Origin of the sequence: Streptomyces sp. NPDC014623, from assembly GCF_043088245.1 — a bacterium.
In the GTDB taxonomy this organism is placed as follows: Bacteria; Actinomycetota; Actinomycetes; order Streptomycetales; family Streptomycetaceae; genus Streptomyces.
The window spans coordinates 204,273-228,457 of the sequence record NZ_JBIBZU010000004.1 but is presented as its reverse complement, the minus strand read 5'-3'; the positions used below and the strand labels follow the sequence as shown (position 1 = coordinate 228,457).

General features: G+C 72.2%; 23 protein-coding genes and 4 pseudogenes. 17 read left to right on the top strand and 10 right to left on the bottom strand.

The features are described 5' to 3' along the window. Positions 1 to 6: 6 nt before the first annotated feature. The gene (locus ACF1FZ_RS09580; RefSeq protein ID WP_391772791.1) at positions 7 to 978 is read right to left on the bottom strand and encodes a DMT family transporter; all 972 of its coding nucleotides are present in this window, start codon (positions 976 to 978) and stop codon (positions 7 to 9) included. Here ACF1FZ_RS09580 and ACF1FZ_RS09575 point away from each other — a divergent pair. From ACF1FZ_RS09575 to ACF1FZ_RS09560, 4 genes are all read left to right on the top strand, one after another. Continuing rightward, entirely contained in the window at positions 977 to 2,437 is a 1,461-nt protein-coding gene (locus ACF1FZ_RS09575; protein ID WP_391772790.1) for a PLP-dependent aminotransferase family protein, read from the top strand. The genes ACF1FZ_RS09580 and ACF1FZ_RS09575 overlap by 2 nt on opposite strands. Then, positions 2,434 to 2,871, top strand: coding sequence for a GNAT family N-acetyltransferase (locus ACF1FZ_RS09570; RefSeq protein WP_391772789.1), 438 nt, complete (start codon positions 2,434 to 2,436; stop codon positions 2,869 to 2,871). Before ACF1FZ_RS09575 ends, ACF1FZ_RS09570 begins: the two co-directional genes overlap by 4 nt. Before the next feature lie 66 nt (positions 2,872 to 2,937). Next, positions 2,938 to 3,513, top strand: coding sequence for a histidine phosphatase family protein (locus ACF1FZ_RS09565; RefSeq protein ID WP_391772788.1), 576 nt, complete (start codon positions 2,938 to 2,940; stop codon positions 3,511 to 3,513). Positions 3,514 to 3,606: 93 nt separating this feature from the next. Beyond that, on the top strand, positions 3,607 to 4,758 hold the full coding sequence (locus tag ACF1FZ_RS09560) for a serine hydrolase domain-containing protein (RefSeq protein ID WP_391772787.1): 1,152 nt from the start codon (positions 3,607 to 3,609) through the stop codon (positions 4,756 to 4,758). A 7-nt stretch (positions 4,759 to 4,765) separates the two neighbouring features. Here ACF1FZ_RS09560 and ACF1FZ_RS09555 read toward each other — a convergent pair whose 3' ends face one another. From ACF1FZ_RS09555 to ACF1FZ_RS09540, 4 genes and pseudogenes are all read right to left on the bottom strand, one after another. Next, positions 4,766 to 5,434, bottom strand: a complete 669-nt coding sequence (locus ACF1FZ_RS09555) for a response regulator (RefSeq protein WP_391772786.1) — start codon at positions 5,432 to 5,434, stop codon at positions 4,766 to 4,768. Continuing rightward, positions 5,431 to 5,799, bottom strand: a pseudogene (locus ACF1FZ_RS09550) (sensor histidine kinase); the annotation flags it as partial. The pseudogene ACF1FZ_RS09550 and the gene ACF1FZ_RS09555, both read right to left, overlap by 4 nt. A gap of 113 nt (positions 5,800 to 5,912) precedes the next feature. Next, positions 5,913 to 6,389 (bottom strand): annotated as a pseudogene (locus ACF1FZ_RS09545) (alpha/beta hydrolase); the annotation flags it as partial. A 327-nt stretch (positions 6,390 to 6,716) separates the two neighbouring features. Further along, positions 6,717 to 7,505, bottom strand: a complete 789-nt coding sequence (locus ACF1FZ_RS09540) for a LysR family substrate-binding domain-containing protein (protein ID WP_391772785.1) — start codon at positions 7,503 to 7,505, stop codon at positions 6,717 to 6,719. 58 nt (positions 7,506 to 7,563) lie between these two features. Between ACF1FZ_RS09540 and ACF1FZ_RS09535 the strand changes: the two genes are divergently transcribed. Then, on the top strand, positions 7,564 to 7,962 hold the full coding sequence (locus ACF1FZ_RS09535; protein ID WP_391772784.1) for a DUF5997 family protein: 399 nt from the start codon (positions 7,564 to 7,566) through the stop codon (positions 7,960 to 7,962). 602 nt (positions 7,963 to 8,564) lie between these two features. On the opposite strand, the pseudogene ACF1FZ_RS09530 reads toward ACF1FZ_RS09535, so the two are convergent. Next, positions 8,565 to 8,798, bottom strand: a pseudogene (locus ACF1FZ_RS09530) (SRPBCC domain-containing protein); the annotation flags it as partial. A gap of 251 nt (positions 8,799 to 9,049) precedes the next feature. On the opposite strand from ACF1FZ_RS09530, the gene argC reads away from it, so the two are divergent. The 5 genes from argC to ACF1FZ_RS09505 all read left to right on the top strand — a co-directional run bounded on the left by argC (position 9,050) and on the right by ACF1FZ_RS09505 (position 14,005). Continuing rightward, complete coding sequence (argC, locus tag ACF1FZ_RS09525) at positions 9,050 to 10,078, top strand: N-acetyl-gamma-glutamyl-phosphate reductase (RefSeq protein WP_391772783.1); 1,029 nt, start codon at positions 9,050 to 9,052, stop codon at positions 10,076 to 10,078. A gap of 85 nt (positions 10,079 to 10,163) precedes the next feature. Continuing rightward, complete coding sequence (argJ, locus tag ACF1FZ_RS09520; protein ID WP_391772782.1) at positions 10,164 to 11,318, top strand: bifunctional glutamate N-acetyltransferase/amino-acid acetyltransferase ArgJ; 1,155 nt, start codon at positions 10,164 to 10,166, stop codon at positions 11,316 to 11,318. Next, positions 11,315 to 12,241: an acetylglutamate kinase gene (gene argB, locus ACF1FZ_RS09515; RefSeq protein ID WP_391772781.1), complete on the top strand. Its 927-nt coding sequence runs from the start codon at positions 11,315 to 11,317 to the stop codon at positions 12,239 to 12,241. Before argJ ends, argB begins: the two co-directional genes overlap by 4 nt. Continuing rightward, the gene (locus ACF1FZ_RS09510) at positions 12,238 to 13,434 is read left to right on the top strand and encodes an acetylornithine transaminase (RefSeq protein ID WP_391772780.1); all 1,197 of its coding nucleotides are present in this window, start codon (positions 12,238 to 12,240) and stop codon (positions 13,432 to 13,434) included. Before argB ends, ACF1FZ_RS09510 begins: the two co-directional genes overlap by 4 nt. Before the next feature lie 25 nt (positions 13,435 to 13,459). Beyond that, on the top strand, positions 13,460 to 14,005 hold the full coding sequence (locus ACF1FZ_RS09505; protein WP_391772779.1) for an arginine repressor: 546 nt from the start codon (positions 13,460 to 13,462) through the stop codon (positions 14,003 to 14,005). Here the strand turns inward: ACF1FZ_RS09505 and ACF1FZ_RS09500 are convergent. Then, entirely contained in the window at positions 13,999 to 14,694 is a 696-nt protein-coding gene (locus ACF1FZ_RS09500) for a L,D-transpeptidase (protein ID WP_391772778.1), read from the bottom strand. The genes ACF1FZ_RS09505 and ACF1FZ_RS09500 overlap by 7 nt on opposite strands. Before the next feature lie 64 nt (positions 14,695 to 14,758). Continuing rightward, positions 14,759 to 15,357: pseudogene (locus tag ACF1FZ_RS09495) on the bottom strand (pyridoxamine 5'-phosphate oxidase family protein). 199 nt (positions 15,358 to 15,556) lie between these two features. Between ACF1FZ_RS09495 and argH the strand changes: the two are divergent. Beyond that, positions 15,557 to 16,990 carry an argininosuccinate lyase gene (argH, locus tag ACF1FZ_RS09490; RefSeq protein ID WP_391772777.1) on the top strand — a complete coding sequence of 478 codons (1,434 nt, stop codon included), beginning with the start codon at positions 15,557 to 15,559 and terminating at the stop codon, positions 16,988 to 16,990. A 63-nt stretch (positions 16,991 to 17,053) separates the two neighbouring features. Further along, entirely contained in the window at positions 17,054 to 18,025 is a 972-nt protein-coding gene (locus ACF1FZ_RS09485; RefSeq protein ID WP_391772776.1) for an aldo/keto reductase, read from the top strand. 55 nt (positions 18,026 to 18,080) lie between these two features. Here the strand turns inward: ACF1FZ_RS09485 and ACF1FZ_RS09480 are convergent, their stop codons facing one another. Continuing rightward, complete coding sequence (locus tag ACF1FZ_RS09480; RefSeq protein ID WP_391772775.1) at positions 18,081 to 18,581, bottom strand: hypothetical protein; 501 nt, start codon at positions 18,579 to 18,581, stop codon at positions 18,081 to 18,083. 161 nt (positions 18,582 to 18,742) lie between these two features. Here ACF1FZ_RS09480 and ACF1FZ_RS09475 point away from each other — a divergent pair, with 161 nt between their 5' ends. Further along, complete coding sequence (locus ACF1FZ_RS09475; protein ID WP_391772774.1) at positions 18,743 to 19,273, top strand: TetR/AcrR family transcriptional regulator; 531 nt, start codon at positions 18,743 to 18,745, stop codon at positions 19,271 to 19,273. Next, positions 19,270 to 20,817 (top strand): MFS transporter, encoded by a 1,548-nt coding sequence (locus ACF1FZ_RS09470; RefSeq protein ID WP_391772773.1) that lies wholly within the window; start codon positions 19,270 to 19,272, stop codon positions 20,815 to 20,817. The genes ACF1FZ_RS09475 and ACF1FZ_RS09470 overlap by 4 nt, the downstream gene beginning before the upstream one ends. A 70-nt stretch (positions 20,818 to 20,887) precedes the next feature. On the opposite strand, the gene ACF1FZ_RS09465 is transcribed toward ACF1FZ_RS09470, so the two are convergent. Beyond that, complete coding sequence (locus tag ACF1FZ_RS09465) at positions 20,888 to 21,559, bottom strand: lysophospholipid acyltransferase family protein (protein ID WP_391772772.1); 672 nt, start codon at positions 21,557 to 21,559, stop codon at positions 20,888 to 20,890. A 243-nt stretch (positions 21,560 to 21,802) separates the two neighbouring features. Between ACF1FZ_RS09465 and ACF1FZ_RS09460 the strand changes: the two genes are divergently transcribed. The 3 genes from ACF1FZ_RS09460 to ACF1FZ_RS09450 all read left to right on the top strand — a co-directional run bounded on the left by ACF1FZ_RS09460 (position 21,803) and on the right by ACF1FZ_RS09450 (position 24,173). Continuing rightward, entirely contained in the window at positions 21,803 to 22,960 is a 1,158-nt protein-coding gene (locus ACF1FZ_RS09460) for a glycerophosphodiester phosphodiesterase (RefSeq protein WP_391772771.1), read from the top strand. 102 nt (positions 22,961 to 23,062) lie between these two features. Continuing rightward, complete coding sequence (locus ACF1FZ_RS09455; RefSeq protein ID WP_391772770.1) at positions 23,063 to 23,632, top strand: sigma-70 family RNA polymerase sigma factor; 570 nt, start codon at positions 23,063 to 23,065, stop codon at positions 23,630 to 23,632. A 37-nt stretch (positions 23,633 to 23,669) separates the two neighbouring features. Continuing rightward, positions 23,670 to 24,173 (top strand): GNAT family N-acetyltransferase, encoded by a 504-nt coding sequence (locus ACF1FZ_RS09450; RefSeq protein WP_391772769.1) that lies wholly within the window; start codon positions 23,670 to 23,672, stop codon positions 24,171 to 24,173. Positions 24,174 to 24,185: the final 12 nt, after the last annotated feature.

Here is a 24,185-nt window from a genome sequence, read left to right as displayed (position 1 = left end):
ACAAGTCTATGACCGAGTGGTCGCCTCGGCTCCCGTACGGCGTGCCCCGCCCCGCCCCGCCCGCTGGGTGACGGCGATGCACACCAGGACTGCCACCGCCGCGAGCGGGGCGGCGGTGGACACCTCCTCGCCGAGGAGGAGGAAGGACCAGACCAAGGTGAGCAGCGGCTGTGCCAGCTGCAGCTGGCTGGCACGGGGGACACCGATCTCCGCCATGCCCCGGTACCAGACGTACAGCCCGAGGAAGGTCGATCCGACGGCCACCCAGACCAGCCCCACGACCCCGTGCGCCGTGAGGCGCACCGGCTCGAAGGGCAGTGCCACGGCCGCCCCGGCCACCGCGAGCGGCAGCGAGAGGACGAGAGCCCAGCCGATCACCTGCCAGCCCGGCATCACCCCTGCCAGCCTGCCGCCCTCGGTGTATCCCGCCGCGCACACCAGCAGTGCCCCGAAGAGGTAGAGATCGCCGCCGGAGAGTTCCCCGCCGCTCTGCTGGACCGTGAAGGCGATCACCACGGCCGCCCCGGCGAGCGCTGCGGCCCAGAAAGCGCGGGGCGGGCGTGAGCCGGTGCGCAGTGCCGAGAACAACGCGGTCGTCAGCGGCAGCAGTCCCACCACGACGGCCGCGTGCGAGCTCGTGGAGGTCTGCAGCGCCAGCGAGGTCAGCAGCGGGAACCCGACGACCACGCCACCCGCGACGACCGCGAGACCGGCCCAGTGGCGGCGTGCGGGTACCGGTACCCGGCCGGCGAGCAGCGCGCACCCCGCGACCAGCGCCGCGAGCACGCTGCGCAACGCGACCAGGGACCAGGGGCCGAAGCTCTCCAGGCCCCACACCGTCGAGGGGAAGGTCAGGGAGAAGGCCAGGACGCCGAGCCCGGCGAGTACGGCACCGCTTCCCGGGCCGCGGCGCGTGAGCGGCCGCTCGGTCCCGATCGCTATCGTCGTGCGGGTGGTAGCGCTATTCTCTGCTCTCATGCATGAGCGTAGCAGCGTGTCCGAACTGGTCAGTTCTCTGAGGGGCGAGTTGAACCGCTACTCACCCGGTGGAAAGCTGCCGTCGAGCCGGACGCTCGTCGAGCGGTACAAGGTCAGCCCGGTGACTGTCTCCCGTGCCGTCGCGCAACTCGCCGCCGAAGGCCTGGTCGTCACCCGCCCCGGCTCAGGGGCCTTCCGGGCCGAGACCCGCACCGCCGCACCCGCTCCGGGTGACACCTCGTGGCAGGAGGTGTCGCTCAGCGGGGACAGCGGCCCCGAGGTCGTGCCGCGCACGGTCGATGCCTCGGGTGTCCTCGTCACCCTCGCCGCACCGCCGCCCGGGGTCATCGAATTCAACGGCGGCTACCTCCATCCCGGGCTCCAGCCCGAACGTGCCCTCGCCGGAGCCCTGGCCCGGGCCGGACGCCGGCCAGGGGCGTGGGGCAGACCGCCCACCGACGGGCTGACCGAGCTGCGTGCCTGGTTCGCCCGGGAGATCGGCGGCACGCTCACCGGGTCCGACGTCCTGATCACGGCGGGAGGCCAGAGCGCTCTGGCCACCGCGTTGCGGGCGCTCGCCCCGCCGGGAGCTCCCGTGCTCGTCGAATCACCCACGTACCCGGGGATGCTGGCCGCCGCCCGTGCCACCGGCCTGCGGCCGGTGCCCGTGCCGATGGACGCCGACGGGGTGCGGCCCGATCTGCTGGAATCCGCCTTCCGTGCCACCGGGGCGAGGGTCTTCGTCTGCCAGCCGCTCTTCCAGAACCCGACGGGCGTGATCCTCGCGCCGGAGCGGCGCGAACGCGTCGTTCGGGCGGCCCGGGAGGCGGGCGCCTTCGTCGTCGAGGACGACTTCGCCCGCCGCCTGGCCCACGCGGACGCGGGTCCGCTGCCCGAGCCCCTCGCCGCCCGCGACCCGGACGGCGTCGTCGTCCACGTGCGCTCCCTCACCAAGATCACCTCTCCCAGCCTCCGCGTCGGAGCGCTGGCCGCCCGCGGCCCCGTCCTGGAGCGGCTGCGCGCCATCCAGGTCGTCGACAGCTTCTTCGTGCCGCGCCCCGTCCAGGAGGCCGCGCTGGAACTCGTGGGGTCCCCGGCCTGGGAGCGCCATCTCCGCACCGTGGCCGCCGAACTGGGCGGACGACGCACCGCGATGACGGCAGCGGTGCGCGACCGGCTCCCCGAACTCGCGCTGCCGCACGTGCCGTCGGGCGGCGGCAGCATCTGGCTCCGGCTCCCCGGACCGGGAGCCGGGGAGCCCGCCCTGGTGTCCGCCGCGCTGCGGGCCGGGGTCGCCGTCGCACCGGGCCGTCCGTACCACTGCGCCGAACCCCCCGCCGGACACGTCCGGCTGAGCTTCGCCGCCGTCTCGGGCCCGGCGGAGATCACCGAAGGGGTCCGCAGGCTGCGCACCGCTCTCGACGAGCTGAGGGCGCCGGGCGCTAGCCTCCCCGCATGAACGACAAGGAGACCGCGGTGCGGCGCTACGAGATATCCCACGACCCGACGCGGCTCGACACGGCCCGCATCCACCACTGGCTGTCCACGGACGCCTACTGGGCCCTGGGGCGCACCCGCGAACAGCAGGAGCGGGCGATCGCGGGTTCGCTCAACTTCGGGGCGTACGACCTCGCTTCGGGCGAGCAGGCCGCTTACGCGCGTGTGGTCACCGACCGCGCGTCCTTCGCGTGGGTGTGCGACGTGTACGTCGACCGCGCGGCCCGCGGCCACGGCCTCGGCACCCGGCTCGTCACCACCGTCCGGGACGAGCTGGCCCCGCTGGGGGTACGCAGGTTCCTGCTCGCCACCAAGGACGCCCACGGGGTGTACGCGAAGCTCGGATTCACCCCGCTCGCCGAACCGGACATGTGGATGTGCCTCCAGACGGGCTGAGCGGGAGTGCACATGCGGCTGTCCGCCCTCTTGACCGGTGCGGCGGACGGCCCCACCATCGCGCGCATGAGTGTTCGGGTGTCCCTGGTCGCCGCAGCACGCAGCTCCGCCCTCCTCGCCGAGCGTTTCGACGACGACCGGCCGCTCGACCACGCCGGCCTGCACGCGATCCAGCTCGCCGCCCATACGCTGGTACGGCTCGGTGCCGCCGAGCTGCGCTACTGCTCGCCCGCCCCGCGCAGCCGGGCCACCGGCGACGCGCTCGGCTTCGCCCCGCTGCTCCAGCCCGCGCTGCGCGACTGCGACATGGGCCGCTGGCGGGGCATGACCCTGGCCGAAGTGGCCGCCCGCGAGCCGGCGGGTGTCGACACCTGGCTCGCCGATCCGCGCTCCGCCCCGCACGGCGGCGAGTCCCTGCTCACCTTCATATCCCGGGTGGGGGGCTGGCTCGACACCCGGCCGGTCCGCGAGGGGGCCCTCGTCGCCGTCGCCGAACCCGCTGTCGTCCGCGCGGTCCTGGTGTACGCCATCCAGGCTCCGCCGTGGACGTACTGGAACATCGACGTCCGCCCGCTCTCGGCCGTGACGATCACCGGACTGCCCGGCCGCTGGAGCCTCAGCCTCGAAGCGTTTCCGCACTGACCGGATCACCCGGCCGAGGGGACTCGCGCACAGCGCCTTCCCGCCAGTCCGACCAGTCGGTATGGTGCATGGCACCTAGGCGAGGAGAGACCCGTGCCGCAGATCCAAGGCCACTGTGACGACCGGTTCGCGGCGGTGCGTGACGCGTTCGCGGCGAACTTCGCCGAGCGCGAAGAGCTGGGCGCGGCGGTCACCGTGCTGCTCGACGGCCATCCCGTGGTCGACCTCTGGGGCGGCTGGGCCGACGGGGGACGGACCCGCCCGTGGGAGCGGGACACCGTGGTCAACGTCTGGTCCACGACCAAGGGCCCGACCGCGCTCTGCGCCCACGTCCTCGCCGACCGCGGCCTGCTGGACCTGGACGCCCCGGTGGCCGTGTACTGGCCGGAGTTCGCCGCGGCGGGCAAGGAATCCGTGCGCGTACGCCATCTGCTCTCGCACCGCTCGGGTGTCGCGGGTCTGCGTGACCCGCACACCCTGGCGGAGCTCTACGACTGGGAACTGACCACCGCCCGGCTCGCGGCGACCGAGCCCTGGTGGGAGCCGGGCACCCGCTCCGGTTACCACGCGATCTCGTACGGCTTCCTCGTCGGCGAGGTCGTCCGCCGGATCACCGGGCTGCTGCCCGGGGAGTTCCTGCGCCAGGAGATCACCGGGCCGCTCGGTATCGACTTCACTGTGGGCCTTCCGGAGAAGGACGCCGGCCGGGTCGCCGAGCTCGTCCAGCCGAAAGCCGTCTCCCGCGAGCAGGCCGCGCTGTTCGCCGCCATGGAGCCGGTGGCCATCGCCTCCCTGCTCAACCCCGGCACGGGCACGGCGGCCGCCAACACCCCTGAATGGCGTGCCGCCGAGATCCCCGCGGCCAACGGCCACGGCACCGCCCGCGCGGTCGCCTCCCTCTACGGCATCCTCGCCGGGCGGGGGAGTCTCGACGGCCGGCGAATCCTGTCCGAGGAGGCGGCGGAGCGGGTCCGCGAGGGGCAGGGAAGCTGCCGTGACCTGGTGCTGGGGGCGGGCTTCGCCCACGAGACCGAGCTGGGTCTCGGCCTCTGGCTGAGCGGCCCGAACGCCTCGTACGGCCCCAACCCGCGCGCCGTGGGCCACGACGGGGCTGGCGGATCGTGCGGTCTCGCCGACCCGGAGGCCGGGATCGCGCTCGGCTACGTCATGAACCGCATGGGCCCGAACATCGCGGACGACCCCCGCAAGACGGCGTTGATCGACGCGTTGTACGAGGCCCTGTGAGCAGCGGTCAGTAACCGGCCGGGCGCACCAGCCCCGATTCGTACGCGTACACCGCGGCCTGGGTCCGGTCGCGGAGGCCCAGTTTCACGAGGGCCCTGCTCACATGGGTCTTCACGGTCTGCTCCGCGACCACCAGGTGTACCGCGACCTCCGCGTTCGACATGCCCTGCGCGCTCAGGGAGAGCACTTCCGTCTCGCGTTCCGTCAGGTCGCCGAGCTGTTCCCTGCTGGGAGCGCGTGGCCCGGCGCTCACCCGGGAGAACTCGGCGATCAGGCGCTTGGTGATGTCGGGGGCGAGCAGCGCGTCTCCGGCCGCCACCACCCGCACCGCCTGCGCGAGTTCGGCGGCGGAGGCGTCCTTCAGCAGGAAACCGGAGGCGCCCGAGCGCAGCGCCTCGTACACGTACTCGTCGAGGTCGAAGGTGGTCAGGACGAGGACGCGGGCGGTCGCGCCGGGCGCCCCGGTGATGCGGCGCGTCGCGTCGATGCCGCCGAGGCGCGGCATCCGTATGTCCATCAGGACGACGCCGGGGGCGAGTTCGGCCGCCTTCTCCAACGCGTCCAGACCGTCCACAGCCTGACCGACGACCTCGATGCCGGCCTCGGCGTTCAGCAGCACCGTGAAGCCCTGGCGGACCGTCATCTGGTCGTCGGCGATCAGCACGCGGATGGTCATGAGGGGTCCTCCAAGGGGAGCGTCGCCACTACTTCGTAACCCCCGCCGGGGGCGGGGCCGTGGGTGAGGTCGCCGCCGAGCATGGCGGTGCGCTCGCGCATGCCGAGCAGCCCGTGGCCCCCGCCGGCCGCACTCTTCGCGGGTGACTCCGGGGCGGTGTTGGCGACCCGGACCGTGACGACGGAGGAGTGGTGGCCGAGCTCCACCCGGGCACGCGCCCCCGGAGCGTGCCGCAGTACGTTGCTCAGGGCCTCCTGCACGATGCGGAAGGCCGGCAGTTCCACCCCCGGCGGGAACGGCCTACGCCTGCCGGTGGTCTCCGCCGTGACGAGGGCGCCCGCGCTCCGGACCTTGCCGACCAGTTCGGCGACACCGGGTCCGTCCCGAACCCGACCGTGACGAACGGCAGCGGGAGAGCCGTGTGCGGGACCCGGGCGATCCAGTCGTCCCTTCCCAGGCCCGCCCGCACCGTGGCCCGGGTGCCCAGGGCGGCGGCACTCCCGGCTCCGGTCCCGCGACTCCCGGACAGCACGATGTCCGCCACATCGAGACCGGAAGCGGCACGGTTGCAGACCACGGAAGCGTAGGAGTGGCAGAGCAGCGAGAGCCGGGTGGCAGGCATGGCCGCGCCCAGCTCCCGTACGAAGGCCCTCGGACCGGGTGCCGCCTCCTCGGCCCGTCCCGGTGTCAGGGACGAGGGGCCCAGCAGGTCAGGTGTCCGGTAGCCGAGCCAGGCGCGACGACGGCTGACCCGCCGCCCAGCTCGCCCAGGAGCGCTTCGGCGCCACGCCGTGAACGCCCGTAGTGATCGAGGTCGACGCCCGCTCCGGGCACCGGTACGGCGATGTGCCTGGCCCGGGAAAGGCCCCCGAAGACCTCCACGCTGCGGCCGCCGGCACGCCCGTCGGACATCAGGAAGGTGCGCCCAGGGTCCGCCGTACCCGTGAGCGCGGATGCCCGCCGCCGGTCGCCGTGACGGGCGGCCATGTCGCGCGCCGCCCGGATCTCCTTCCGCCCGGCCGCGTACCCGGCCTCCAGCGCCGGGGGTTCCGCGCCGCCCCCGACACCGGGAGCGCCACCGACGCGGTGACGAGTGCGGCGAGCAGGGCGCGCCGCGCGCGGCTGCTCCGTGTGCGGGTCGCCAGGGGAGAGTCCTTCCGTACCGGATGTTTCTCGTTGAATCCGGTACCGAAGTTATGGACCGACCCGTGTGGTCGGCGTCCCGCTCAGGGGTGTACCGGCACGTGGTCCCGAATTACCACGGGTACGCGCCGGCCCCTCGCTACGGCCGCCGGCGGGGCTTCCCGCGCTTCGCCGCGCCGCCCCGGGGATTCTTCGCGCCGCCCTTCGGGTTCCCGGCACCGCCGGAGCCGCCCCGGGGCGTCCTGCCGGCCGCCGGCTTGCGCGGGGCACCGCTCTTCTTCCCGGTGCGCCCGGCCTTCGGCTGCGGTGGCGTCGGGGTGCGGCCACGGGTGCTGTTGACGGTCCGCCCGCGGACGATCCCGATGAACTCCTCCACCAGGTCGGTGGTCTTCTCCTCCGGCCACGACAGGGCGATCCGCGACTCGGGGGCGCCGGCCAACGGCCGGTAGGTGAGGTCCTTGCGGTGGTGCAGCCGGGCCAGCGACTGCGGCACGACGAGCAGCCCCACGCCTGCCGCCACCAGCTCGACGGCGTCCGCCGTCGTGGCCGGCCGCTCGAAGGCGGGCCGGCCAGGCGGCCGCTCCCAGCCGAGGGGGTCGTCGAGGGGATGCAGCACGATCTCCTCGGCCAGGTCCTCGGCCGACAGCTCCTCGACGGCCGTCGCCGCATGATCCCTGGGAACGACGACCACGGTCGTCTCGGTGTAGAGGGGGATCGCGCTGAGGTCGGTGCGGTCGATGGGCAGCCGCACGAAACCCGCGTCCGCGCCGCCGTCGCGCAGCAGACCGGCGGCCTCCGCGGCCGGTACACCGACGAGGGTCAGGGGAGTGCCGGGAAGCCGCTCGTTCCAGATCCGGACCCACTTGGTCGGGGTCACGCCCGGGACGTAGGCGAGCCGGAACGCAGGGGGTACTTCCGAGCCTGTCACCCCGCCAGGTTACCGGCCGTGGTCGGAGGCGGTGCACATGCTCGATACCCTGGACACCATGACGTCGCACCAGACCACCCAGACGATGAAGCCCGCCACCGCGGCGAAGAAGCTGGGTGTGTACCTCGAAGCCACCCCCGCCGAGTTCCAGGAGGGCGTCGTCTCGCGCGCCGAGCTGAACGCGCTGCAGACCGACCCGCCCCAGTGGCTGCAGGAGCTGCGGCGCAACGGCCCGCACCCCCGGCCGGTGGTCGCCTCGAAGCTGGGCGTCTCCATCGCCGGTCTCGCGCGCGGCGGGGTCACGGAGCCCCTCACCACCGAGCAGATCGACGCCCTGAAGCAGGACGGGCCCGAGTGGCTGCAGAAGGAACGCGCCACCCAGGCGGAGGTCCGCGAGGAGGCGGCGCGCCTCAAGGAGCGCGACGCGGCCCGGGCCGGGCAGGCCGGCCGCGACTGACGTGCCCGCCGGCCGCGCCCGGCTCGTCGCCGCGGTACGGGAGCGGGATCCGCGGGCGGCGGAGGCGCTCCTGGGCGGGGCGCCGGTCCGGACGCCCGGGCCGGACGTCGCCGACGGGACTGCTGGACCAGGGGGACCGGATGACGCGCACCCGGACCGTCCGGGCGCGACGACCCGCGGTGCGTGGCCGGACACGGCCTGACCGGGCCCGTGGACCGGGAGCTCCGGTCCGGCACCTGGGAGCCGGACGCCGTCCAGCGGTACGAGTGGCGCCTGCGGGACGCTGCCGCGCAGGAGCGCTGACGGCCGTCCATCCCCCCGTGCAGAACTCGATCGTCGCCACCGTCGTCACGGTCTCCGGGTCCGCGCCGGAGGCGGTGAACGCGCGTCCCCACTCCTCGGCCGAGCGCGCCACGAAGGCCTTCGCCCCGGGAGGGTCCTGCCACTCCACGGAGTCCCCAGGGCTGATACCGCCGCCCGTCAGATGCCACCCGAGCCCCAGGTCCCAGCCGATCCCGACCGCTCCCGGCCCGAACCGGCTCCGGAACCACGGACACGTGCTCCAGCTCGAACGCCGTCCGCCCACCGCCCTCCGCCGTGAGACGCACTTCGACCTCGGCGAAGGAGGGATCGGGGCCGAACCGCCAGGACACGCGCAGCCGCTCCGGGGGCACGCACTCAAGGATCTCGCCACCGGCGTTCCCCTCCAGCTGACAGCTGCCGCCTGCCCGGAACTCACCGGTCACCGGAAGGAACCACCGGGCGATCCGCTCCGGAGAGGAGACCGCCCCCCAGAGGTCGGCGGCATCCGCGTCGAAAGTGCGCCGCAACAGCACCGTGCCGGCCTCGTCCGACGCCACACGGCGTGTACCGGCCTCCCGGTGCACCCGGCTGATCTCGTCGACGATCTCACCCACGGCCGCTCACCTCACCTTCTGCGTGTCCGCGCTCGCGCCGCACCCGGCCGGTCCCCCGGACCGTGTAACCGAAGTTCCGTCACACTCGCCCCACCCCACACCACGGAAAGATCTTTGCATAAAACTGCATAGATGCGTATAGTCATGCCATCGATGAGGAGGAATTTCCGATGGTGGTACGTGCGGCAGTGGCAGGAGCGAGCGGTTACGCCGGCGGGGAACTGCTCCGTCTGCTCCTCGCTCACCCGCAGATCGAGATCGGGGCCCTCACCGCCCACTCCAACGCAGGGGAGCGGCTCGGCGGGCTCCAGCCGCACCTGAGGCCGCTCGCGGACCGCGTCCTCCAGCCGACCACGGCGGAGGTGCTCGGCGGCCACGACGTCGTCTTCCTGGCCCTGCCGCACGGGCAGTCCGCCGCCGTGGCCGAACAGCTCGGTGACGAGGTGCTCGTCGTCGACATGGGTGCCGATTTCCGGCTCCAGGACCCGGCCGACTGGGAGAAGTTCTACGGATCACCGCACGCCGGCACCTGGCCCTACGGCCTGCCCGAGCTGCCCGGGGCCCGCGCGGCGCTGAAGGGCTCCAAGCGCATCGCCGTCCCCGGCTGTTACCCGACGGCCGTCTCCCTCGCGCTCTTCCCTGCGTACGCGGCCGGTATCGCCGAACCCGAAGCCGTCGTCGTCGCGGCGTCCGGCACCTCCGGAGCGGGCAAGGCGGCCAAGCCGCACCTCCTCGGCTCCGAGGTGATGGGCAACATGTCGCCGTACGGCGTCGGCGGGACCCACCGGCACACCCCCGAGATGATCCAGAACCTCGGCGCCGCGGCCGGTGAGCCCGTCTCCGTGTCCTTCACCCCGACCCTGGCGCCCATGCCCCGCGGGATCCTCGCCACGTGCAGCGCGAAGGCGAAGCCGGGAGTGAGCGCCGGCTCGCTCCGCGCGGTGTACGAGAAGGCCTTCGCCGACGAGCCGTTCGTCGACCTGCTGCCCGAGGGCCGGTGGCCCGCCACCGCGGCCGTGTACGGATCCAACGCCGTGCAGATCCAGGTCGCCCACGACGAGGCGGCCGGCCGGATCATCGTGATCAGCGCCATCGACAACCTCGCCAAGGGCACCGCCTCGGGCGCCCTGCAGAGCATGAACATCGCCCTCGGACTGCCCGAGGAGACGGGTCTTTCCACGATCGGGGTCGCACCATGAGCGACGCACGCGCAGCCGCCGGGCTGCGGGTAACGACGAAAGCCACGCCGCGCCGCGTGGGCGGCGAAGCGAACGAGGAGATGCAGTGAGCGTCACGGCAGCCAGGGGATTCACGGCGGCGGGCATCGCCGCCGGAATCAAGGAGAGCGGCCACCCGGATCTGGCCCTCGTGGTCAACAACGGGCCCCGCCGCGCCGCCGCGGGCGTCTTCACCTCCAACCGCGTCAAGGCAGCACCCGTCCTCTGGTCGGAACAGGTGCTCAAGGGCGGCGAAGTGACCGCCGTCGTCCTCAACTCCGGGGGCGCCAACGCCTGTACGGGGCCCCAGGGGTTCCAGGACACCCACGCCACCGCGGAGAAGGCCGCCGAGGTCCTCACCGGGCACAGTGCCGGCGAGATCGCGGTCGCGTCGACCGGGCTGATCGGCCTGCCCCTCCCCATGGACAAGCTCCTGCCGGGCATCGAGACGGCCGCGAAGGCACTCAGCGAGCACGGCGGCGAGAAGGCCGCCATCGCGATCAAGACCACGGACACGGTCCACAAGACCGCCGTCGCCGGCGGCGAGGGCTGGACCGTCGGCGGCATGGCCAAGGGCGCGGGCATGCTCGCCCCCGGTCTCGCCACCATGCTGGTCGTCCTCACCACCGACGCCGACGTGGAGGCGCCCGCGCTCGACGCCGCGCTGCGCGCAGCCACCCGCACCACCTTCGACCGGATCGACTCCGACGGCTGCATGTCGACCAACGACACCGTGCTGCTGCTCGCCTCCGGGGCGAGCGGAACCACCCCCGCGCAGGCCGGGTTCGACCGGGCCGTGCAGAGCGTCTGCGCCGATCTCGCCCGGCAGCTGATCGGGGACGCCGAGGGCGCCTCCAAGGACATCCGCATCGAGGTGATCAACGCGGCGAGCGAGGACGACGCCGTCGAGGTCGGCCGGAGCATCGCCCGCAACAACCTCCTCAAGTGCGCCGTCCACGGGGAGGACCCCAACTGGGGCCGGGTCCTCTCCGCGATCGGCACCACGAAGGCCGCCTTCGAGCCCGACCGGCTGAACGTCGCCGTCAACGACGTCTGGGTGTGCAGGAACGGCAGCGTCGGTGAGGACCGCGCCCTGGTCGACATGCGCTACCGGGAGGTCAGGATCACAGCGGACCTCGCCGCGGGCGACGAGTCCGCCGTCATCTGGGCCAACGACCTGACCGCCGAGTACGTCCACGAGAACAGCGCGTACAGCTCATGAGCGCCGCGAGGAAGCACACCGCGCTGCCCAAGGCGCAGATCCTCATCGAGGCGCTGCCCTGGCTCACCCGGCACCACGGCAGGACCGTCGTCATCAAGTTCGGCGGAAACGCCATGATCGACGAGGAGCTGAAGGCCGCCTTCGCCCAGGACGTCGTCTTCCTGCGGCACGCCGGCCTCAAGCCCGTCGTCGTGCACGGCGGCGGCCCGCAGATCAGCGCACAGCTCGACAAGCAGGGCCTGGTCAGCGAATTCAAGGCCGGGCTGCGGGTCACCACGCCCGAGGCCATGGACGTCGTGCGCATGGTGCTGGCAGGGCAGGTGCAGCGGGAACTCGTCGGGCTGCTCAACCAGCACGGTCCGCTGGCCGTCGGCATGACCGGCGAGGACGCCCACACGATCACCGCCACCCAGCACCGCCCCGTGATCGACGGTGAAGCCGTCGACATCGGCCGGGTCGGCGAGATCACCGCCATCGACACCGGAGCGATCCAGGCACTGCTGGACGACGGCCGGATCCCGGTCATCTCCTCCATCGCGCGGTCCGCCGAGGACAACCACGTCTACAACGTCAACGCCGACACGGCGGCCGCCGCGCTCGCCGCCGCGCTGGACGCCGAGACCCTGATGGTCCTCACCGACGTCGAGGGCCTCTACGAGGACTGGCCGAACAGCGACGACGTCATCAGCCGCCTCACCGCCACCGAGCTGGAGAAGCTGCTGCCCGGTCTCTCCAGCGGCATGGTGCCCAAGATGCAGGGCTGCCTCCACGCCGTACGCAACGGTGTCGAGACGGCCCGCGTCATCGACGGCCGGGTCCAGCACTCGATCCTGCTGGAGATCTTCACCGACGAGGGAATCGGCACGATGGTCGTGCCGGACAGAACTGCCGTCGTGCAGAACGCGACAGAGGGGGCGTCATGAGCAACGCGGAGTTCGCACAGCGCTGGCAGGGCGCGCTGATGGACAACTACGGCACCCCGCAGCTGCCACTGGTGCGCGGTGAGGGCCCCCGCGTGTGGGACGCGGACGGGAGCGAGTACCTCGACTTCGTCGGCGGCATCGCGGTCAACGCGCTCGGCCACGCCCACCCCGCGGTGGTCGAGGCCGTCTCGGCACAGATCGCCTCCCTGGGCCACGTCTCCAACCTCTACACCGCCGAGCCGCCCATCGCGCTCGCCGAACGCCTCCTGACGCTCTTCGGCCGGACGGGCAGGGTCTTCTTCTGCAACTCGGGTGCGGAGGCGAACGAGGCGGCCTTCAAGATCGGCCGGCTCACCGGCCGGACGCACATGGTCGCCACCGACGGGGGCTTCCACGGGCGGACCATGGGAAGTCTCGCGCTGACCGGCCAGCCCGGCAAGCGTGCCCCGTTCCTGCCGCTGCCCGGCGACGTCACGCACGTCCCGTACGGCGATACCGAGGCGCTCAGGGCCGCGGTGACGACCGGCACGGCTCTGCTGATCGTCGAGCCGGTCCAGGGCGAGAACGGCGTCGTCGTACCGCCCAAGGGCTATCTGGAGGCGGCCAGGGAGATCACGCGTGCCACCGGCACGCTGCTCGTCCTGGACGAGGTGCAGACCGGTATCGGCCGCTGCGGTCACTGGTTCGAGCACCAGGCGCACCAGGGTGTCGAGCCCGACGTGGTCACCCTGGCCAAGGGGCTCGGAGGCGGACTGCCGATCGGCGCCACCGTCGCGTTCGGAGCGGCGGCGGACCTGTTGAAGCCCGGTCAGCACGGTACGACGTTCGGCGGTAACCCCGTCGCCTGCGCGGCCGGTCTCGCCGTGCTGGACACCCTGGCCGCCGAAAGCACGCTGGACGAGGTGAAGCGGCTCGGGGAGCGGATCCGGGAGGGTGTCGAGGGCCTCGGTCACCCGTTGGTCTCCCACGTCCGCGGCTCGGGACTGCTGCTGGGTATCGTGCTCACCGGGCCCCTCGCACCGCAGGTGCAGCAGGCGGCTCAGGGAGCCGGACTCCTGGTGAACGCGCCCGCCCCCGACGTCGTACGGCTCATGCCGCCGCTGATCATCGGTGACGCCGAGGTGGACGCGTTCCTGCGGATCCTGCCGGGAGCTCTCGACGCGGCTTACGGGGACGGACGATCCGGAGAGTGACGATCCGGGGAATGAGGCGACGACGATGACCGAGGCGCAGGAGACCGACCACGGCGGGCCGTCGGTGCCACAGACCCGCACGGCACGCCACCGCAGGATCGTGGACATCCTGAACCGCCGGCCGGTGCGCTCGCAGAGCCAGCTGGCCAGGCTCCTGTCCGACGACGGGCTGAGCGTCACCCAGGCGACGCTCTCCCGTGACCTGGACGAGCTCGGCGCGGTGAAGATCCGCAACACCGGCGGCGAGCTGATCTACGCGGTGCCGAGCGAGGGTGGTTTCCGTACCCCGCAGGCCCCGCTGGGGGGATCGGCCAAGGAGGAGCGCATGCGCCGGCTCTCGGCCGAACTGCTCATCTCCGCCGAGGCCTCGGCCAACCTCGTGGTGCTGCGGACGCCTCCGGGGGCCGCGCAGTTCCTCGCCTCGGCCATCGACCAGGCCGAGCTCCGGGCGGTCCTCGGCACGATCGCGGGGGACGACACCCTGATGCTGATCAGCCGTGACCCGAACGGCGGCCAGGCGCTGGCCGACCACCTGCTGCGACTGGCCCAGAACGACCGCGGTGATCAGTAGCGGGTGATCGCGGTCGCGCCGGAGGCCGTCCCGATCGCGATGTGCGGCCGGCGGGCGGGATCGGCCCAGGCCAGGATCCGGTCCATGGCGGGCGCGGGCACGGACACACAGCCGGCGGTCGCGCCCTTCCCGTCGACGTGGAGGAAGATTCCGGCGCCCCTGCCCCGTACCGGCCGGTGGTAGTTGAAGCCGATGACGAGCGCACGGGAGTACTGGGTGGCATAGGTGACGAGGTGCTCGGCCTCGCGGCAGCCGGCGGGGAGCGGTTCCACCCAGCGGTTGTAGGCGCGGGAGGCGTTGTCCTGGCACCACCACGAGTCGGCTCCGACCCGGCGGTAGGGGAAGCGGGTCCCGGGCGGGGCGGTCCTGATCCCGAAGGCGTAGGGCAGGTCGTACAGCCCGGTGGGCGTGGTGTCCGTGCCCTGGGCGCGGGTGGTGCCCTCGGCCAAGCCGCCGGCCCCGAAGCGGGCGGGCGCCGACCCCGCCGCCGCCCAGCCGCCCCCGCGCCGGTCCCACCAGGTGACCGTGCCCGTGACGGAGCCCGTCCCGGCGGCCTCGGCGGTGATCAGCTGTGCACCACCACCGGTGTCGGCCAGCCGCTCAGGGAGGGGTGGCGGCCCGGCGGGCCGCGCCGCGAGCGAACCGGTCAGTGCCAGCAGGACCGCCGTGGTCACCAGGAATCCGCGCATGCCCCGGACCGTACGGGGTGCGGTGGCCCGCCCCCACCGCGCCTGCTCCGTACGGCCCAGAGCCTCACCCCTCGGCCGTCGCGGGCATCGCGGGCAGAGGCAGGGGAAGGCCCGGCAGTCCGTCGATGCTGGTGGCGGTGCCGGGCTCCTTCTCGGAGTACCTGCTGAGGCTCTCGTCGTCCTCACGCCGGAAGCGGTCGGCGTGCAGGGAGCGGTCCTCGTCGTACGACATGAACGGCACCGCGTAACCAACAGGTGTCCCGGATCAGTTCGGCCGTCACCACGATGACGGCGCGCAGCCCGTGGGGGCCGGGTCGACGCCGGGGAAAGGGGCGAACAGCCCGGTGAAGCGCGGGTCGTCACGGAAGACCGGCTCGCCGCGGCCGTGCACGCGGACGATGTTCGGCGGGCCCTGGAAGGCACACCGCACCAGTGTGATGCGGCCGTTCCCGCGGAGACGGGCGATGGTCTCCGCGGAGCTGCCGGCGAGGTCGAGGTAGGCCACGGTCCGTTCGCCGACGACGGCGAAGGACCCGCTCACGCCCTTGGGGGACAGGTTGATCGTGCCGTCGCGTCCAGGGGCGAGGTCCCGGTGAAGAAGAGGTGCTGTTCCTCGACGAACGCCCGGAGCCGGCCTTCCACGCGCTCGTACGTCTTCCCCATGGACATGATTGCTTCTCGAATGTTTGCGCGAATCTGGACCCTTCGTGGACCGGGCGCTCCTCGCGGGCGGCCGCGGCCGCCCTTCCCCTCGTCCTGACCGATAGCTTTGACAATTCATACGGCGCAACGCATAGTTATGCTATTCGTGGTCGCGCCGCAAGGCGGACGCACACCCCTTGCACCCCCGAGGAGCACCGCAGTGAGCAACGGCACCGGCAACAGCGACGTACGCCTGTGGGGCGGCCGTTTCGCCGACGGTCCGGCCGAGGCGCTGGCCAAGCTGTCCGCCTCCGTCCACTTCGACTGGCGGCTCGCGCCGTACGACATCGCGGGTTCCCGGGCCCACGCGCGCGTGCTCAACAAGGCCGGGCTGCTCACCGACGACGAGCTGTCCCGCATGACCGGCGGTCTCGACGCGCTCGAAGCCGCGGTCGCCGACGGCTCCTTCACCGCAACCATCGCCGACGAGGACGTCCACACCGCCCTCGAACGCGGTCTCCTGGAGCGTCTCGGCCCGGACCTCGGCGGGAAGCTGCGGGCCGGCCGGTCCCGCAACGACCAGGTCGCCACGCTCTTCCGCATGTACCTGCGTGACCACGCCCGGATCATCGGCGGACTGGTCGCCGAGCTCCAGGACGCGCTGGTGGGGCTTGCCGAGGCGCACCACGACGTGGCGATGCCCGGCCGCACGCACCTTCAGCACGCCCAGCCGGTCCTCTTCGCGCACCACGTCCTGGCGCACGTGCAGTCCCTGTCCCGGGACGCCGAGCGGCTGCGGCAGTGGGACGAGCGGACCGCGGTGTCCCCCTACGGCTCCGGGGCACTGGCCGGATCGTCCCTCGGGCTCGACCCGGAGGCCGTCGCCGCGGATCTCGGCTTCGAGCGCGGCTCCGCGGCCAACTCCATCGACGGCACCGCGTCCCGTGACTTCGCCGCCGAATTCGCCTTCATTACCGCGATGATCGGCGTCAACCTCTCCCGCATCGCCGAGGAGATCATCCTCTGGAACACGAAGGAGTTCTCCTTCGTCACCCTGCACGACGCCTTCTCCACCGGTTCCTCGATCATGCCGCAGAAGAAGAACCCGGACATCGCCGAGCTGGCGCGCGGCAAGTCCGGGCGCCTCATCGGCAACCTGACCGGACTGATGGCGACGCTGAAGGCCCTGCCGCTCGCGTACAACCGCGACCTCCAGGAGGACAAGGAGCCGGTCTTCGACTCCTGTGACCAGCTGGAGGTCCTGCTCCCCGCCTTCACCGGCATGATGGCCACGCTCACCGTCAACCGGGAGCGTATGGAGGAGCTGGCCCCGGCCGGTTTCTCGCTCGCCACGGACATCGCCGAGTGGCTGGTCCGGCAGGGCGTCCCCTTCCGGGTGGCGCACGAGGTGGCGGGTGAGTGCGTGAAGGTGTGTGAACAACAGGGCATCGAACTCGACGAGCTGACGGACGAGCAGTTCGCGAAGATCTCCGAGCACCTCACCCCGGAGGTGCGCACCGTCCTGAACGTGCCCGGCGCGCTCGCCTCCCGTGACGGACGCGGCGGGACGGCGCCCTCGGCCGTCGCCGTCCAGCTAGCCGAGGTGAAGGCCGACCTGGTGACACAGCACGCCTGGGCGGCCGCACGCGGCTGATTCGAAGGCGTCGCGGGCTACGTTGACGGGAAGGCGTTCGGAACCGACCCAGAGGAGCCCGCGATGCCCTTCGCCCGCCTGAACCGAGCGACCACCCCGACCTGCCGCATCGGGCTCGGCCTGGCCGCCCTCGGCAGGCCCGGCTACATCACCCCGCACCGTGACCGTGACCTGCCCGGTGACCGCGGGGTGGACGCGCTGCGCGCCCGCACCCATGAACTCCTGGACGCGGCCTACGCCCAGGGTGTCCGCTACTTCGACGCCGCACGCTCCTACGGGCGCGCCGAGGAGTTCCTCGCCGCGTGGCTGACCGCCCGCCCCGCCGTGGCGGACGTCGTCGTCGGCAGCAAATGGGGTTACGCCTACACCGGCGACTGGCACATCGACGCCGAGGTGCACGAGGTGAAGGACCACGGACTGGCCGCCTTCGAACGCCAGCACGCCGAGACGGCCGCGCTGCTCGGCGAGCGGCTCGATCTCTACCAGATCCACTCGGTGACCGCCGGCAGTCCGGCACTGGGCGACAAGGACCTGCACGCGCGGCTCGCCGAGCTGTCCGCCGGGGGCACCACGGTCGGCTTCTCCGCGAGCGGTCCCGGTCAGGCCGACGCCATCCGGGCGGCCCTCGCCGTGACCGTGGACGGCGAACCCCTCTTCCGTACCGTCCAGGCCACCTACAACGTCCTGGAGACCTCGGCCGGAGCGGCCCTCGCCGAGGCCCACGACGCGGGGCTCACCGTGATCGTCAAGGAGGCCATGGCCAACGGCCGGCTCGCCGGGACCGAGGCGCCCGCCGTCGTCCGGGAGATCGGTGCCGAAGCCGGACTGGACGCGGACGCCGTCGCCCTGGCGTTCGTACTCCGCCAGCCGTGGGCCGGAGTCGTCCTCTCCGGCGCGGTCACCGTCACCCAGCTGGCGGCCAATCTGCACGCGCCCCTGCTCGACCTGGGTCCGGACCGTCTGGACCGGCTGACCGCCCTGGTGGAGGAGCCGGAGGCGTACTGGCGCCACCGGGCTTCGCTGCCCTGGAGCTGAGCGGGCCGGTCCGGCGGGCCCGGGCGCAGGCCCGCACCGGGACGCAGGCCCGGGCTCACGCCCAGTCGGCGAGCGCGTCGAAGTCCTCCCGCACCAGCCCGACCCGGGGATCGATCCTCCGCAGGAGGGCCCGCCCCGGGTGGTGCGCGGCGACCCAGGCGGTGTCGGGGCCGGAGATCTCGTCGTCGATCCAGGCGAACGGCCTTCCGTCCGCGTAGTCGACGACGTACCGCGTCTTCCAGTACGTCCCGCCGGCCGTGGTGGCGTGCATGGCGGGCCAGTCGATGTACGGCAGCGGGGGCAGCCCGAGACGCGGGCCGATCCACTCGTTGGCCTCGTCCTTCCAGGTGGTCGCCCAGACGAGCTCGTACCGGGCGGCGAGAGCCAGCAGCTCCCCGCCGTGCCCGGGGTCGAGCAGGACGGGCAGGGGCGTTCCCGTCTTCCATCCCGTCGGCCGCATCCGGTGGATCTGGTAGCCCTCCGGAGGGATGGGGCGGGACAGCGCCGCGTACGGGTTGAGCGGACCGTCGACGTCGATCAGCAGCAGCGGCTTCATGCCGCCATGGTGCCCCCGGCGCCCACGGTTCTCCCGCAGGCGGCGAAGCGGCCCGCGGCCAGGGGCAGGGCGGACCGGGACCGCGGCGGGCATCGAGCCCGGATGGGACATTGACGTCTCATTTGATCTAGTGTTGTCTCATGACTCTCGATCGTGAGTAGGTGCTGCGCAGCGCCGCCGCACTGCTGACCCGGAAATCCACCGCGACCATGGACGAGGTCGCCCGGGCCGCAGGGATCGGCCGCGCCACCCTGCACCGGCACTTCGCCGGTCGTGAAGCCCTGGTAGGAGCGCTGGAGGACCTCGGTATCCAGGAATTCGAAGCCGCTCTGGACGCGGCAGGACTCGACGAGGGGAGCGCCGAGGACGGACTGCGCCGGCTGATCACGGCCGTTCAGCCCAGCGCCGGACTGCTGTCCTTCCTCGTCACCGAGAACCAGCTCTTCGAGGGGGACGACGTCAACCAGGGCTGGAGCCGCCTCGACGCCCGGGTCGCGGCCTTCTTCCGCCGCGGCCAGGAGCGCGGCGAGTTCCGGATCGATCTCACCCCGGCCTGGCTGACCGAGGCCCTGTACGGCCTGATCGGGAGCTGTGCGTGGTCGGTGCAGGCCGGCCGGGTCGCCGCGCAGGACTTCCCCCACATGATCGTCGAGTTGCTCCTGCACGGAGCACGCCGGAGCGTGGAGAAATGAGCAGCACCTTCTCGAAGGCCGGCGTCACCGGCGATCCACACCATCCGGGCCGGTGGATCGCCCTCACGGTCCTGGTCCTGGCCGTGCTGCTGGTCGCCGTCGACGCCACCGTCCTCGGCCTGGCCACCCCGTTCCTCAGCGAGGACCTCGAACCGACCGGTACCCAGCTGTTGTGGATCGGCGACGTCTACTCCTTCGTGATCGCCGGGCTCCTGGTCTCCATGGGCAGCCTCGGTGACCGCATCGGCCGGAAGAAGCTGCTGCTGACCGGCGCCACCGCCTTCGGCGCGGTCTCCGTGCTCAACGCCTACGCGTCGAGCCCCGAGATGATGATCCTGGCCAGGGCACTGCTCGGTGTCGCGGGAGCCACCCTGATGCCCTCCACACTCGCCCTGATCCGCAATCTCTTCCACGACCCGCGCGAACGCAGCCTCGCCGTCGGTATCTGGGGTGCGATGGCAGCGGCGGGCGCCGCCGTCGGACCGGTCGTGGGAGGGCTCCTGCTGGAGCACTTCTGGTGGGGATCGGTCTTCCTGATCAACCTGCCGGTGATGGCGGTCCTCGTCGCCGTGGGCATCAGGATGATCCCCGAATCGAAGAACCCGGCACCGGGCCCCTGGGACCTGCTCAGTGTCGGGCTCTCCCTGATCGGCGTGATCGGCATCGTGTACGGCATCAAGGAGCTCGCCGCGCACGGCCTGAGCTGGCCGACCGCTCTGGTGGCCGTCGGCGGTGCGCTCGCACTCGCCTGGTTCGTACGCCGTCAGCTCGAGCTCCCCGCCCCGCTGCTGGACATGCGGCTCTTCCACCACCGGGGGTTCTCCGGGGCCGTCCTCGCCGACCTGCTGACCATCCTCGGCCTGTCCGGGATCGTCTTCTTCCTCTCCCAGTTCCTGCAGCTGGTCCAGGGGCGCGGGCCGCTCGAGGCCGGGCTCGCCGAACTGCCCGCCGCGGTCGGAGCGGTGACCGCGGGGCTGCTCGCGGGGAGGACCGCACGGCGTTACTCCGTGCGGTCGGTGGTCGCCTGCGGACTCGGGGCCATCGGTGTGTCGCTCGCCGTGGTCACGGTGATCCACAAGGAGACCGGCTATCCCCTGATCGGTGTCCTGCTCCTGGTGGTGGGCGTCGGAGCGGGATTCGCGTTCACCGTCACGTCCGACGTGATCCTCTCCAGCGTCCCGAAGGAACAGGCCGGCTCCGCGTCCGCGGTCTCCGAGACGGCGTACGAGCTGGGCGCCGCCCTCGGTATCGCGCTGCTCGGGTCCATCGTCACGGGCGTCTACCAGGGCTTCGGGACGCCCCGGGGCGTCTCGGCCGCCGATACGTCAGCCGCCCACGAGTCGCTCGGCGGAGCCGTGGAGACGGCGGAGCACCTCCCGGCACCTCAGGCGGGCGAGCTCGTCCTCGCGGCTCAGGAGGCCTTCGTCAACGGGCTACGGGTGGCGGCGGGGGTGGGCGCCGTGGTCCTGCTCGCGACGGCCGTCGCCGCATGGTTCCTGCTGCGGAACCAGAAACTGGAGGACGGCATCATTCCGGACGAGTGAAGACCCGGACCCCGGGGCGGGCGAGGGGCCCGGCGCAGCCGCGCCGGGTACCGGATTCCGCCCGTCCGGGTCAGGCGGCCTTGGCCTTCGTGGCGTACATGTCGACGTACTCCTGGCCGGACAGCCGCATCACCTCGGTCATCACGGAGTCCGTCACCGCCCGCAGGACGTAGCGGTCGCGGTCCATTCCCTCGTAGCGTGAGAACTCCATCGGCTCACCGAAACGGACCGTGACCTTGCCCGGGCGGGGCAGACCCGCGCCGCCCGGCTGCAGCTTGTCCGTGCCGATCATCGCGAACGGCACGACCGGCGCACCGGTCATCAGGGTCAGCCGCGCGATGCCGGTGCGGCCCCGGTAGAGCCGGCCGTCGGGGGAGCGGGTGCCCTCGGGGTAGATGGCGAAGGCATTGCCCCCCTCCAGCACCCGGCGGCCCGTCATCAGCGCCGCGACGCCGCCTCGGCCACCGTCCCGGTCCACCGGGATCATCCCGCAGCCCGTGAAGAACCAGGCCATCAGCCGGCCCTTGAAACCCTTGCCGGTGACGTACTCGTCCTTGCCGATGTAGAACACCGGCCGGTCGCAGCAGATCGGCATGATCATCGAGTCGATGAACGTCAGGTGGTTGCCCGCGAGGATCACCGGGCCGTCGCCCGGGATGTTCTCGACCCCCTCCACCTGCGGCCGGAAGAGCAGGCGCAGGATCGGTCCGAGCACTGCCTTGATGACCGTGAGTCGGGACAACGCATCCTCCGGTGTCGTGGCCGGGCGGCCGGGGCGGGCATTCGCGAGGGTATATGCAGGTGAGGACGATACTCGCGGGTACTGCCTCCGCGCACATCGGGTTCATCCCGCGGATACGCAGTGTTGATGTGTGTTTCCGCCATGTTCGTCCACGGGCCGCCCCACCGATGGCGTAGCTGCCTACGATCGAGCCTGCCCCGAAGGTGCCGGACATCACATCACCTCACCACTCAAGGAGCGTTCATGACAGATCTCGTGCAGCCGGCACCCGGTCGGCGGAGCCTCCTGGGCGCGGCCGTCCTCGGCACGGCGGCCTTCGGCCTGTCCGGCACGGCGTACGCCGCCGGGCAGGGCACCCCGAACGGCCGGGGCGACGGCTCCTTCAGGGATCTGCCCGTGCCCACCGTCATCGGGCACCGCGGCGCCAGCGGTTACCGTCCCGAACACACGCTCGGCTCCTACCAGCTGGCCCTGGACATGGGCGCGCACATCGTCGAGCAGGACCTCGTGCCGACCAAGGACGGCCACCTGGTCTGCCGCCACGAGAACGACATCACCGGCACCACGGACGTGGCCGAGCACCCCGAGTTCGCGGGCCGCAGGACCACCAAGCAGGTCGACGGGGTGTCGCTCACCGGCTGGTTCAGCGAGGACTTCACCCTCGCCGAGCTCAAGACCCTCCGCGCGAAGGAACGCATCCCCGGCACCCGCCAGAAGAACACGCTGTACGACGGCCGGTGGGAGATCCCCACCTTCGAGGAGGTCCTGCGCTGGGCCGACAAGGAGGGCCGCAGGCGCGGCGAGCCCGTCCGGCTCTACGTCGAGACCAAGCACCCCTCCTACTTCCGGGGCCTGGGGCTCGGCCTGGAGGAGCCGCTCGCCAAGCTGCTGCGCCGGCATGGCCGGCACCGGGCGGACTCCCCTGCGATCCTCCAGTCCTTCGAGCCGAGTTCGATGCGGCGGCTGTCGAAGCTCGTCGCCACGCCCCGTGTCGTCCTGCTGTCCGGCCCGAAGGAACGGCCCTGGGACTTCGTGGAAGCCGGCGACCCCCGCACCGTCGCCGATCTGGTGACGCCCGCCGGACTGAGGTGGATCGCGTCCTTCGCCCAGGGCATCGGCCCGGCACTGGACCTGGTCATCCCGAGGGACGGTGCGGGACGGCTGACCACCCCCACCACCCTGGTCGCGGACGCGCACGCGCGGGGTCTGGTCCTCCACCCGTACACGATGCGCAACGAGAACACCTTCCTGCCCGCGGACTTCCGGCGCGGCACGGACCCGAACGCGTACGGCGACGTCTTCGGCGCGCTCCGGGCGTACTTCGAGGCGGGCATCGACGGGATCTTCTCCGACCACCCGGACACCGCCCTCCTCGCAGCCGCCGACTTCGCCCGGGGCTGAGGACCAGGAGCCGGGTGTCATCCGGCCGGAGCGCGCATCCCCCGGTCGGGTGGAGCTCCCCGTGCACGGCAACCCGCCACGCACGGGGGGCGTTGACGGGACATGACTCTTCTTGATCATGTTCCTGAGGCCCCGGCCGACGGCACGGGCGGCCGTGGGCCAGCCGTCGTGCACGCCCTGCACGCGCTGGTGCGCGCGGAGGCCGGAGCCGAGGCCCAGGCCGCCGGAATCGAGGCAGCGGACCTGGAACAGGCGGTGTGGCTACGGCTGCTGGAGCGCCGGACCGGCCCGGACGCGCCCGCCGATCCCGCCCGCTGGGTCCGCGCGGCCGTGCGGGCGGAAGCACGGACCGCCCGCCGCAGGGCCCGGCGCGAGCGCGCCTACACCCCTGGTGGCCCCCTGGGCGACTGGGCCGGCTCCCCCGAACGGATCGCGGTGGGAGCCGACGAACGCCGCGCCCTGCGGGACGCGGTGGGCCGGTTACCCGGAAGATGTCCGCGGCTGATCGAGGCGATGCTGGCTCCCCACGATCCGACGTACCGGGAAATCGCAGGGGAGTTGGGTATGTCACAGGGCAGTTTGGGTCCGACGCGTTCCCGATGCCTTGGATGTCTGCGCAGAATGCTGGCGGCGGAGGTTGCGTCTCCTGGACTGCGGGGAGAGCAGGGGTAGACAACCGGCGGACCAGGTGAGCGGGAGGCATGCACACATGGGCATGAGCGTGACCATCTCGGCGGCGACAGCACAGGACGTCGAGCAGATCTTCAGACTCCAGTACCTCTGTTTCCAGAGCGAGGCGGAGCTCTACGGCAACTACCGGATCGACCCACTCGTCCAGCCCCTCGAATCCGTCCGGGACGAAGTCGCCACGGACCTGGTGTTCGTGGCCCGGCTCGGAGACGAAGTCGTCGGTTCGGTACGCGGCTTCACCGACACGGACGGCGCCGGACGGATCGGCAAGCTCTGCGTCCACCCCAGGCTCCGTAAGCACGGCCTCGGCACCCGTCTCCTGCGCGCCGCGGAATCCGGCCTCGCCGACGGGCGCTCGGCCACCCGCTTCCGCCTGCACACGGGAGAGCGGAGCGAAGGCAATCTGCGGCTCTACCGCAAGGCGGGCTATGCCCGGGTGGGCAACGCCACCGGGGGCGACGGCGTCAGGCTGGTCCTGCTGGAGAAGGAGGCCACCGCACCGGCCTATGCGGCCAGTGCCTGAACGGCACCGCTG